This window comes from Rufibacter sp. XAAS-G3-1 (genome assembly GCF_013623775.1).
Taxonomy (GTDB): Bacteria; Bacteroidota; Bacteroidia; order Cytophagales; family Hymenobacteraceae; genus Nibribacter.
Map to the genome: position 1 here is coordinate 132,907 of NZ_JABFAM010000008.1, position 11,855 is coordinate 144,761.

The window sequence follows — 11,855 nt, forward strand, 5'->3', positions numbered from 1 at the left end:
CATAAGCGGACGCTTGCACCAGAGGAACTGCCTTAAAGCCGGTTACTGAAAAACTCTAAACAGGTTCATAGAATAGTTAGGGCATCACCTCTACATCCCTGGATTCAAGAAAAGTGTCAACGGGTTTGTACTTGTTTTTATAATCCAAATTATAATAAAAATGGCTAGAAATTTGTCAAAGAAGAATATGGAGAAGCTATGGCGGTTAAGGTGTTGCCTCGCATTGGTTCCTTTAAGTATGATGGGGGTTGTGCTTCCGTCTGAGGCCTCATCTCATCCATATGCAGACGTTAACTATGCTTTCCAGTGGACAGTATCAGGGAAAGTAGTTTCTAGTACTGGTGATCCTTTGCCAGGGGTAACTGTTTTACTAAAAGGCTCTACCACTGCTTCTTCAACCGGTGTGGATGGTAGTTTTACTTTATCTGTGCCAGAAACACCAGGAACACTGGTCTTTTCTTATATAGGATATACCTCACAGGAAAAGGCTTTCACCGGCCCGGGAACCATAAATGTTACTCTATCTGATGATACCAAAGCACTGGAAGAGGTGGTGGTGGTAGGCTACGGTACCCAGAAAAGAGCAGACATAACCGGTGCCATTGCCACAATGAATGCTGAAAAGCTAAGTGAGCGCCCCTTAGCCAGGGTAGACCAAGCATTGGTAGGTCAAATGGCGGGCGTAAGGGTTCAGCAGACCAGTGGAGTGCCTGGCAGAGGGTTTAGTATCCAGGTTAGGGGAACTGGGTCAATTTCAGCGAATAATGAGCCTCTTTATGTGATTGACGGTTTCCCATTAGCAGTTCAGCCGCAGAATTCCGGAGGAGGATATTCTAGTGGTAATCCCCTAGATAATATAAACCCAAATGATATAGAGTCTATTCAAGTATTAAAAGATGCGGCTGCGTCGGCTATCTATGGTTCCCGGGCATCTAACGGAGTGGTGCTTATTACTACTAAAAGAGGTAAAGCCGGTAAAGCCAAGATAAACTTCAATGTTTATGGTGGTGTAAGTGAAGTGGTTAAAAAGCTTGATGTGCTTAACGGGGAGGAATGGATTGACCGGGCCATAGAAAGCATCAACTACAGCTGGGTACGTTCCGGAGCAGGCAGAACGGCCAACCAAACTACTGAGGAAAGGCGAGTATTACTAAAGCTGCCTGTTGGTTCAGTAAACCGTAACTTAATGATTGATGATAGATGGCTACAGGAAGGATACCCTGGCTTGACGTTTATTGACTGGCAAGATGAATTGTTCCGCCAAGGTAATGTCAAGAACTACCAACTATCGGCCAGTGGGGGTACAGATGCAGTCAACTACTTTGTTTCTGGTGATTACCTTAATCAGCAGGGAGTAGCTGTTGGCTTGGGTTATGAGAGATATTCGGCGCGAGCCAATGTAGAAGTTAAAGCCAATGACAGATTAACGTTAGGTTTAAACTTATCCCCTTCTTATGCAGTCACAAATGACCCTGGGGTAGAAGGTAAAGACCAGTTAATGCACTTGGCAGTTTCAATGCCCCCTGTAGTGGAGGAAAATGCCGGATTGCAAACAGGGGTTGCTCCTTTCAATGTATACACCTGGGGGCCAGCCAGGGTAAGCCCGGTTGCGGTTGCCAGAGAAGCCATTGGAGAAAATAAAGTATTTAGAACACTGGCTACCATTTTCGGGCAGTACAGAATTCTGGATGGACTTAATTTTAGGACCACGTTTAACTTAGACCATGCTGATGCAACTACCAAAAATTGGTTGCCTGCTAAGTTAGCTATCAATAGAAACACTACAGGAAGCCTTACAGGATATCGCAGACAAACCTTCGTAAATGAAAACACCTTAGACTATAATAGAACCTTTGCTGAGATGCATAACTTTTCTGCGCTGGCAGGTATTTCTTATAGCAATTACAGATTTGAAAACTGGCGCTTGAGCGGTGCGGGATATACTTCTAATGAGATTCCAACCCTAAACCAGGCTACGTCATTTTCAGGCACTAGCGCAGAAACCCGGAATGTTTTGTTCTCATACTTTGGTCGGGTTCAGTATAACTACAATGACCGCTACCTGCTTTCGGCCTCTATCCGGAGAGACGGTTCTTCAAGGTTTGGAGATGAGACCCAGTGGGGCGTTTTTCCGTCTGCTTCTGTGGGTTGGAGAGTTTCCCAAGAGAGATTTATGCAGAATATACCGGTTATCAATGATCTGAAGTTAAGAGCAAGCTGGGGTATAGCCGGTAATAACGGGGTTGGTGATTATGATGATATTTCCCGCTTACGGGTAGCCAATTACTCTTTTGGGTCAGGCTTGGCTAATGGACAGGTTCCGCAAAACTTCCCTAACCCTAGGTTAAGTTGGGAAGAATCTGAGACGATAGATGTTGGTTTTGATTTGGGACTACTCTCAAACCGCATATTCACTTCGTTTGACTATTACATAAAAACAAATAGGGATCTTCTATTGAATATTCCTGTTCCAACGGCATCAGGGTTTACTTCCGCTCTTACCAACATTGGTAAAGTGGTAAACAAAGGATGGGAGTTTGAGCTTACTACCCGTAACCTGACTGGTTTATTTGAGTGGAATACCAATCTGAACTTCAGCCACAACCAGAATGAAGTAAAGCAACTCGGCCCTAACAATACCCCCATTGCTGGTGGTGACTGGGATATAAACCATAACCTATTAATGGTAGGCGAGCCTATGTATAGCTTATGGTTGGTACAGCAAGTTGGCCTTTTATCAGCGGAAGACATAGCGGCCGGGTACCCAATGTATGGCAAGCAAGAGCCCGGAGACCCAAAGTATCTAGATGCCAATGATGATGGTAAAATTGATGCAAGCGACCGTGTGCTATCTGGTCATCCTAATCCAGATTATGTTTGGGGCATCAACAACTCCTTTAGTTACAAAGGGTTTGATCTAAGCGTTCTGGTGCAAGGCCAATGGGGCGGGAAAATATACTCCACCTTTGGGCGTGCGGTAAACAGAACGGGTATGGACTTCATTGATAATACCTTAGGTGTGTACCGCGACAGATGGAGATCTCCAGAAAATCCTGGTGACGGTGTGACCCATAAAGCCCCATCAAGCTTTGGTCGAATCAAGAACACAGATTGGTTATATCCTTCTGATTATTGGCGGGTAAGAAACATCACCTTGGGCTATAACCTAGGGGGGCTTATGAAGAGCAAATTAATCAGCGGGGCTAGAGTGTATGTAACTGCTGAAAACTGGTTCGGGAAAGATAAATACACCGGTGGTTTCAACCCAGAAGCAGTTAACAATGGAGGTGATGACTATGGCGCTTTCCCATTATCTAAGTCATTGATAGTTGGAGTGAACCTCACCTTTTAATTAACCTGAAAAGATTTGAATAATGAAAAAAATAGGGATACTACTTTGTTCGGCTTTGCTATTTAGTCTAGGGGCCTGCGAAGACGACTTAGACCAAGCACCAATTTCAGAAGCCAGTGCGGCCAATTTCTACCGTAACACTGAAGATTTTCAAGTAGCGGTGAACGGGATTTACAATGCCTTGGGAAGCTATCCTGTCAGGAGCCTGAACTTGTCTGAGGTAAGATCAGATAATGTGTATGCTCCTGGCGTGTCTGGGGTGAGAGAATGGAACCCCGTTAACAATTTTGAGAAAACGCTAGCCACGAACCCATTGATTTCTGATGCTTGGAATGCCAACTATGTAGGCATTTTAAGAGCAAATACTGTTTTAGATAAAATAAATGAGACAGTTGTGCCCGAGGCAGGCACCAGAGATAGGTTTATTGGAGAGGCAAAATTTCTAAGAGCCTTCTACTACTTTGATCTTGTAAGGTTGTTTGGCAGAGTTCCACTATTCAATAGAGTATTGACTCCAGCCCAAGCCCTTGAAGTACCTAGGAGCCCGGTAGAAGAGGTGTATGCTTTGATCATAGCAGATTTACAAGATGCCATTTCAAAGTTGCCTGTCACCTATAATGCTTCTAACAAAGGTAGGGTGACTGCACCTGCTGCCAAAGGAATATTAGCTTTGGTACACCTAACACGTTCTGGTTCCAAATTACACCCTGCCGGACCTACCTTAGGAGTAAATGAGTATGACAAAGCGCTTACCTTATTGAATGACGTGATAGCTAGTGGGCAGTATTCCTGGGTAAATAATTATGCCAGCATCTTCTCTTATACCAATGAGAACAATCCTGATATAGTTTTTGATGTGCAAGCCATAGGCGGAAGCGCCGGAGATGTAGGGGTAGGTTCAACCCTGCCGTCTGAAATGTACGAAGAGCTCTATGCACGAGGCATAGGTATTCCGTTTCCGGGGGGAATTCCAATAGATGGCCCTAAAACGCCATCTAATGACTTAATCAACTCATACCCTGCAAATGATGTGCGTGATAATTTTATCATCTTACCGTCTTATAGAGATCCTAACGGAGCTTTGGTGAATAGAGCGCAGTATGTGAAATTCTTGGATTTGAGTCGGGCAGGTGTAGACCGCTTTAATTGGTCTATCAATTATCCTGTGCTACGGTACACAGATGTTTTGTTGCTAAAGGCTGAAGCTATCTTAAGGGGAGGAACAGGGGGCAGTCAGGCAGAGGTTGATGCCAGTGTGAATCAGGTAAGAGCTAGAGCTGGTCTGCAGCCACTTGCTAATGTGAATCTGGATATGCTTTTAGCGGAGCGAAGAAGAGAGTTCGCCGCAGAAGGGCTCCGGTGGCATGATCTAGTTAGGACAGGTAAAGTGCTTGATGTGATGAACGCCTGGAGAGCCACAGAAGATGCGGCAAATAAAATAAATGCGGTAACTGTGAATGATATCATTTACCCAATTCCACAAACACAGCTAGATGTTAAAAAAGGGTTGTATGACCAGAATCCTGGTTATTAATACCTGTTTTTAGGAAAATCGTTATTTGGTATAAAGAGCGCACCAGCAAGTGCGCTCTTTTATTTAGAAGAAGCCAAGCCTTTCCCACATACTTCCCAGAAAAGACCAGCTTTCGTTTTCAGCCTCTTTTTCAGAAACAATGCCTGAAACACCTGTGCCGGACATAACAGGATAGTAATTCTATGGAAGACTAATAGCTTTAACAAGTCTGTAGGTTCAATGGCGATTCTTTGAAGAAAATACGCCGCATGTGACGACAGCTAGTTCAAGGGCAAAACTTAGATATATGCTTGAGAAAAGAATTGGTGCATTCCTATTGATGCTATTGGTGGCATGCCAGTCACAGAATGTTCCTTTGCCAACTACCACTTCCATTCCTAAGGAAAATGTAGCTGAGATCCCTGCTATAGATAAACTAGAGCAAGAGCGCCCGCTTCGGTATAAACCTGAAGGAACAGACTTCATTATCATCAACGGTACCAAAAGATTTAACCGGGCTTTATATGGAACAGGGACGGCGTTCAGAGTAGAAACCGGTGATTTGCCGGAGTTTTTGATGTACATGCCCGGCAAAGGCGGAAACCTTAAACTGGGCATAGCAACCGACGCGGGTGACAAGTGGCTCACGAATGCGGCACATATCAAAGCCATCTACAGCCCAGGCACCATGCGGTATGAAATCAAGGATCCTTTGCTGGAGGAGGGGCAACTGAACCTGCAGGTAGTAGCCATGGCGGCAGAAGACGGGATGGTCATGTCTCTGGAGTCAACCACCGATAAGCCTTTTGAGCTCCTCTGGGCTTACGGAGGGGCCAGCGGCCATAAACCATCACGGGACGGCGACATAGGCGCTGACCCCGAGGAAGGATTTTACCTGCACCCAGAGCATTGCAAGGGAAATATATTTGAGTTGAAAAACAATTCCTTTCTCCTGGGTTTTGAAACCGGAAAACTGAGAGGGGATACCTCTAAACTGAAGGTGCAGGAGAAAGGATCACAGATTTTTGGGGTAGTGGCACCGGGTACTGTCCTCAAATTAGGCGATGCCAATCAGCAAAGCTCACCCAAAGCGCTCTTGCAATCCAATGCATCAGGCTTGCCGGTTGTGCTAGGCAGGCAGAAAATACAGGGGAAACAGAAAGTGTACTTCGGCCTGCAGAATAATCTGAGCGCAAAGGCTAAAACCTACCAGGAACTGCCGGAAGCTTTCAACAAAGCCGAGGAGCAGCGCAAAAAGATAGCAGGGCAGGTGAAGATTGTGACGCCTGACCCATACCTGAATACCTTGGGTGGGGCTTTGAGTGTTGCCGCTGATGCCATCTGGGATGGCAAAAGTTACATGCACGGAGCCATCGCCTGGCGTATGCCACTTAATGGCTGGCGCGGGGCGTACGTAGCCGATGCTCTGGGCTGGCACGATAGAGCACGTACCCATTTCAGGGGCTACAGCGAAGCCCAGGTAACGGAGCCTGCCAGCGGGCCCGTGGTGCCTGATTCGTCCAGAAACCTGGCAAGGCAGAAAGAGGAAATTGGCATTTCTCTGTACACCAACGGATACATCTCCCGAAATCCCAGCCCTAAAAAAGTAGCCCACCACTATGACATGAACATGGTGTTCATTGATGAAATGCTCCGGCATTTTTTATGGACGGGTGATAAAGCCTACATTCAGGAAGCCTGGCCCATTATTGAACGGCACCTAGCGTGGGAGAAACGGAATTTTGATGCCGATAACGATGGTCTGTATGATGCCTATGCCAGTTTTTGGGCCAGCGATGCCGTGCAGTACAGTGGTGGTGGCGTCACCCATTCCTCCGCGTACCATTACTTCTCCAATAAAACAGTAGCCAGATTGGCGGCCCTTCTGGGGAAGAACCCTGCGCCTTATAGACAAGAAGCAGAGAAGATAAAAAAGGCCTTAACCACTACCATGTGGATGCCAAAACAAGGCTGGTTCGCTGAATACAAAGATCTGCTGGGACTGCAAAAGCTGCATACCTCCGCCGGGCTCTGGACGGTGTACCATACCTTAGATTCTGAAGTGCCAGACCCATTTCAGGCGTATCAGATGTTGCGCTATGTAGACACGCAGATTCCGCATATCACCATCAAGAACTCAGATTTGCCCAAGGATGAGTTGGTTACCTTAACCACTTCCAACTGGATGCCTTACACGTGGTCGGTGAACAACGTGGCCTTGGCCGAGGTGGCGCACACCGCTCTGGCCTATTGGCAGGCGGGCCGCACCGAAGAGGCTAACAAGTTGATGCGAAGTGTGCTGATAGAAAGCATGTACATGGGCTCCAGTCCGGGCAATTTCCAACAGCTTTCTTACTATGACCATTACCGGGGAGAACTGTACCGTGACTTTGCCGATGGTATTGGAATCAGTTCCAGAGCGGTGGTAGAGGGAATGTTCGGAATTCTGCCAGATATGCTGGCTGGTGAACTGACCGTACGCCCTGGTTTACCAACTGACTGGGATCATGCCAGTATAGAAACGCCGGATGTTGCCTATTCCTTCAAAAGAGAAGGAGACAAAGAAACCTATACCATTGAACCACGCTTCGGGAAGCCGCTAAAGCTTAAGTTTAGAGCATTGGCCTTAAAAGACAAAGTAGCCTCTGTTACGGTGAACGGAAAGGCGATAAAATGGACAAGTTACTTAGAAACAGTAGGCAAACCACAGATTGAGATTCTTCCTGCGGTCGCAGACAAATACGAAGTAAGCATTACCTGGGCAGGTGATAAACTAACTGAAATCAAGCATGATGCCGTAGCTGCCAATGGTGCGCCATTCATCGTTGATTTGGGGAAAGCGCAGGTACTGGAAGTCAGAGATCCACAGAAGATAATGACAAGTTCAACTTCTAACGGGAATAGGGTGGAGGCAAAGATCGCCGGGGAAGCAGGGCACCATTCTTTGTTTGTACTCGCCAAGCAAGGGCAATTAAGTTGGTGGCAGCCCGTTGATTTTGAAGTGCGGAAGCCTTATATTTTGGTGGTTACCAACAAACCAGGAGATGCCAGGAATCAGTTCGTTCTTCAGAATAATACCGCATCTGCGTTCAAGGAAGAAATAACCATTACAACAGGCGTTTTTACCCAGAAGCTGAATTTGGAAGCGTCTCCCTTTGCTTCTTCCACTCCGGTGACCATCCCCATTGAGCAGTTGCAACCAGGTACCAATCAGGTGCGCATAGAAGCGGATGGCAAAGTCATAGCTACCGGGGAGCTCACGAACTGGGAAGTATCCTTGCATCCAGCTACTGCCAAGCAAAAGCTAGAGGTGGTAGATTTAAGCAGGCATTTCAATGATAAGGTAACCCAGATTTTCCAGAATGAATACCTCTCGCCCCGGCCCGCAACGGCTACGCTTCAGTTGCCTAAGCAAGGCATTGGGAACTGGTGTTATCCTTTGGTAACGGCAGAAATAGATGATACAGGCTTGCGGGCCAAAGCAGGGGAAGGCGGCGTTTTCAGTTTGCCCAACGGATTGCAGTTCAAGACGGCTGGGCCAGGAAATAACAAGAACATTCTCTTCACCAGCCAGTGGGACAATTACCCCCATGCCGCCACCGTTCCCTTGACTGGAAGTGCTTCGCACGCTTACCTACTGATGGCGGGCTCCACCAATCCCATGCAGTCGCGGTTTGATAATGGGGAAGTAGTGGTCACGTATGCCGACAATTCGCAGGAGAAACTAACGCTCAGGAACCCAGAAACCTGGTGGCCTATTGAGCAGGATTACTATATCAACGAGTATTCATTCACGGTGAGTAAACCGAAACCCATTAGGGTGCATCTGAAAACCGGAGATGTTATCCAGAACTTCAACTACTCAGACATCAAGGGTTTTGCCTACAACAGCTACATCCCAGGCGGCGCAGCAACTGTGTTGGATCTTCCTTTAGACCCAAAAAAGAAGTTGAAGTCCTTAGAAGTAAAATCCCTGGCGAATGATGTGGTCATTGGCTTGATGGGCGTGACGTTGGTAAGAAAGTAAATAGCCGGACTTGTCATAAGGCTGCAGCAAGCAGGCTACAGCAGGATAATCAACTGTGTGGGCTTTGCTATATTTAGCATGAATGAAACTTTGAAGGTTCATCCGGTAGGTGTTTTCTGTTTCAACCCTAAGGCTTCCTCCTATGATCAAGCAACGCTTCCTTAGCCTTTCTTTGGTAATCGCTTCAAGCTTTTTGTTAGGTCTGGCGCCGCAAAAGGTACAGCCCAACGTTATTATCATCTTAGCTGATGATATGGGGTATTCTGACATCGGCAGCTTTGGTTCTGAGATACAAACCCCGCATTTAGATGCGTTGGCCAAAGGTGGGCTTAAAATGACGCAGTTCTATAACGCCTCCCGTTGCTGCCCCACCAGAGCTTCTTTGCTCACCGGTGTCTATCCGCATCAGGCAGGGGTGGGGCACATGGTGAATGAGCGCGAGCACCCGTCGTACCGAGGCATGCTGAGTGATGAGTGCGTGACCATTGCCGAAGCGCTGAAAGAAGGGGGCTATAGCACCATGATGACCGGCAAATGGCACCTGAACGACCGCAAAGAGCACTGGCCGGTAAAGCAGGGTTTTGACCGGTACTTCGGGTTATTGGACGGGGCAAACAGTTACTTCGGGAACAGACCGTACCGGCCCAACCAGAAGCTCACGTATGCTTTAGACGATGCGCCTTACACTCCCGGAAAAGACTTCTATGCCACCAATGCCTACACAGATTACGCGTTAAAATTCATTGACGAGCGGAAAGAGAAAACCAAGCCCTTCTTTTTATACCTGGCGTATACCGCCCCGCACTGGCCCCTGCATGCATTGGAAGCAGACATAGCCAAATACCGAGGGAAGTACAGCAAAGGATGGGACGTGCTGCGCGAAGAGCGGTTCAAACGCATGAAGGCCGTAGGCATTCTACCCCAAGATGCCAAGCTTTCCCCCAGAGACGAGGAAGTGCCTGCCTGGGAGTCTTTGCCGGTAGAGGAAAAGAAAAAGTGGGAGGAGAAAATGGCGGTGTACGCGGCCATGGTAGATAGAATGGATCAGAACATTGGCAAACTCCGCCAGAAACTGAAGGAAACCGGAGCAGAGAAGAACACCATCATCATGTTCCTGTCAGATAATGGCGGCAGTTATGAAGATATTGATGGGCCAGGTTTTTCCGCTGAAATCAGAGAAGCGAATAAAAAGCCCGCCAGTGATCCTACTTCCTTCACGGCGTATGAATACGAGGGCGCTAGCCTGAGCAACACCCCTTTCCGGAAGTTCAAGCGCTGGGAGCATGAAGGAGGAATCTCCACGCCGTTTATCGCCTATTTTCCCAAAACTATTAAGCCCGGCAGTATCAGCCATCAGCCCGCCCATATCATTGACTTAATGGCGACCACACTGGAGCTGGCGGGAGTTGCCTATCCTAAAACCTATCAAGGAAAAACCATTAAACCAATGGAAGGAGTCAGTTTGGCACCTTTGTTTAAAGGTCAGAAATGGCAGGGGCATGAGGCCATTTTCTTTGAGCATGAAGGCAACCGCGCCGTTCGGCAAGGCGATTGGAAGCTGGTTTCTATGTTCCCGGAAAACAAGTGGGAACTCTACAACATCAAAGCAGACCGGTCAGAGCTAAACGATCTTAGTGCCCAGAATCCGGATAGGGTGAAGGAAATGGAACGTCTTTACAATGCTTGGGCTGCTCGTGCCAATGTGGTACCTTTCGCGCAGTTGTTAGAGATAGATAAACAGAGAAAAAGCAAATGAAGCAGTTCCTCCTTTTGATCGGGTTTTTAGTGGGAATGGGTGCTTGCAAAGAGCGGGCGCCCGAGCACGTACCCACGGGCATGCAGTACATTCCTGAAGGATCTTACCTGAGAACAGTAGGTTTAAACCAGCAGGAGGTAGAAATAGAAGGATTTCTGCTGGACAAGCATCCGGTGACCGTTGCCGAGTTTAGGACGTTTATTGAGAAAACCGGCTATAAAACGGACGCTGAAAAGTTTGGTGATGCCGGCGTTTTTGATCCGGAGAAAAAGACTTGGACATTGGTAGCGGGGGCTTCTTGGGAGTATCCGTTAGGAAAAGGAACGCCCAAAGCAGAAGAGAACCATCCTGTGACGCAAGTGAGCTGGAATGATGCTGTGGCGTACTGCAAATGGGCCGGTAAACGCCTGCCCACAGAGTATGAGTGGGAGTATGCAGCGCGCAGCAACGGCACCAAGAATACCCGTTACAGTTGGGGAAACAAGCTGGTGGAAAATAGCCAGTTCAAGTCAAATGTGTGGCAAGGAAGCTTCCCAAGTAACAACACCGCGGAAGACGGCTACCCCTATACTGCCCCGGTGGGAATCTTCGGGAAAACCGGACACGGACTAACCGACATGGGCGGGAATGTCTGGCAGTGGACTTCAGAGACTTTTACAGAAGAGGGGCAGCCGCAGATGCCCGATGTGATGCTGCTAAAAGGAGGCTCCTTCATGTGCGATTCTACTTTCTGCCACAACTACCAGATCAATGGCCGCACATCGTCTTCCCGTGAGACAGCGCTCTTCCACACCGGGTTTAGATGTGCCAAGTCTATCTAATCCATTGCTTGAAATTAGAAATAGAGAACCATAAAAGATATGCAGCGATTCGCTTTTAAAATGAAACTGAAACCCGGCTGTGCCGCCGAATACCAAAAACGCCATGATGAAATCTGGCCTGAGGTTTCGCAGCTATTGAAAGAGGCAGGCGTAAGCGATTACTCCATTTTTCTGGATGAAGAAACCCATACCTTGTTTGCGGTGCAAAAACAGCAGGGCGCGTCCTCGCAGGACTTAGGTACCACCGAGATTGTGCAGAGATGGTGGGCCTACATGGCCGGCATCATGGAAACCAACCCAGATAATTCACCGGTTTCGGTTCCTCTGAAAGAGGTGTTCTTTATGGAGTAGTCTTAACTTTTAGCAGCTGGTAAGGCATTCGCTCC

Annotated in this window: 6 protein-coding genes; all 6 read left to right on the forward strand. The window is 47.6% G+C overall.

What is annotated here, in order from left to right; genetic code table 11:
• Nucleotides 1-160 precede the first annotated feature (160 nt).
• The 6 genes from HHO50_RS10840 (at nt 161) to rhaM (ending at nt 11,820) form a co-directional block, all read left to right on the forward strand.
• Nucleotides 161-3,352, forward strand: a complete 3,192-nt coding sequence (locus tag HHO50_RS10840) for a TonB-dependent receptor (protein WP_181306039.1) — start codon at nt 161-163, stop codon at nt 3,350-3,352.
• Between the two features lie 22 nt (nt 3,353-3,374).
• A complete protein-coding gene (locus tag HHO50_RS10845) occupies nt 3,375-4,886 on the forward strand; it encodes a RagB/SusD family nutrient uptake outer membrane protein (protein WP_181306040.1) in 1,512 nt (503 codons plus the stop codon).
• Nucleotides 4,887-5,172: 286 nt separating this feature from the next.
• On the forward strand, nt 5,173-8,892 hold the full coding sequence (locus HHO50_RS10850; protein ID WP_181306041.1) for a DUF4450 domain-containing protein: 3,720 nt from the start codon (nt 5,173-5,175) through the stop codon (nt 8,890-8,892).
• Nucleotides 8,893-9,034: 142 nt separating this feature from the next.
• On the forward strand, nt 9,035-10,648 hold the full coding sequence (locus HHO50_RS10855) for an arylsulfatase (protein ID WP_181306042.1): 1,614 nt from the start codon (nt 9,035-9,037) through the stop codon (nt 10,646-10,648).
• On the forward strand, nt 10,645-11,469 hold the full coding sequence (locus tag HHO50_RS10860; RefSeq protein ID WP_181306043.1) for an SUMF1/EgtB/PvdO family nonheme iron enzyme: 825 nt from the start codon (nt 10,645-10,647) through the stop codon (nt 11,467-11,469). Before HHO50_RS10855 ends, HHO50_RS10860 begins: the two co-directional genes overlap by 4 nt.
• Nucleotides 11,470-11,508: 39 nt before the next feature.
• A complete protein-coding gene (gene rhaM, locus HHO50_RS10865; protein WP_181306044.1) occupies nt 11,509-11,820 on the forward strand; it encodes an L-rhamnose mutarotase in 312 nt (103 codons plus the stop codon).
• Nucleotides 11,821-11,855: the final 35 nt, after the last annotated feature.

What these genes read in the sequence shown, in the direction of transcription:
- HHO50_RS10850 (WP_181306041.1), top strand. Translation starts at nt 5,173, where the DNA reads ATGCTTGAGAAAAGAATTGGTGCATTCCTATTGATGCTATTGGTGGCA.
- HHO50_RS10855 (WP_181306042.1), top strand. Translation starts at nt 9,035, where the DNA reads ATGATCAAGCAACGCTTCCTTAGCCTTTCTTTGGTAATCGCTTCAAGC.
- rhaM (WP_181306044.1), top strand. Translation starts at nt 11,509, where the DNA reads ATGCAGCGATTCGCTTTTAAAATGAAACTGAAACCCGGCTGTGCCGCC.
- HHO50_RS10860 (WP_181306043.1), top strand. Translation starts at nt 10,645, where the DNA reads ATGAAGCAGTTCCTCCTTTTGATCGGGTTTTTAGTGGGAATGGGTGCT.
- HHO50_RS10845 (WP_181306040.1), top strand. Translation starts at nt 3,375, where the DNA reads ATGAAAAAAATAGGGATACTACTTTGTTCGGCTTTGCTATTTAGTCTA.
- HHO50_RS10840 (WP_181306039.1), top strand. Translation starts at nt 161, where the DNA reads ATGGCTAGAAATTTGTCAAAGAAGAATATGGAGAAGCTATGGCGGTTA.